Genomic DNA, 280 nt, shown 5'->3' on the forward strand with positions numbered 1-280 from the left:
CCCTTATACCCGCATGTTCGACCCGTCATTCCGGCCGAAACCGATGCGCATCACGCCGCGTTCTGAGAGCCGTGAAGCGCTGACCGCACTGTCACTGGTACTCGCGGCCAACTGCGATTACAGCCCCGACAGCGACTACATGTTTGAAGTCATGCTGCCGGTCGAGGAGCTGGCCCGCCGGATGGGCGTTCTTCACGTCTACGAAAGCGGCCGTAAAGCCTACGACGTCCTGCTGAATGCCCTGCGCGTGCTGGAGCAGCTGGACTACGTTGTCGTTCAC

1 pseudogene is annotated in these 280 nt (G+C 61.1%); it reads left to right on the forward strand.

Annotated features, from left to right (window positions below):
- Nucleotides 1-280: pseudogene (locus GSQ70_RS00680) on the forward strand (Replication protein); the annotation flags it as partial.

This window comes from Pantoea sp. BAV 3049 (genome assembly GCF_009765445.1).
Classification (GTDB): Bacteria; Pseudomonadota; Gammaproteobacteria; order Enterobacterales; family Enterobacteriaceae; genus Erwinia.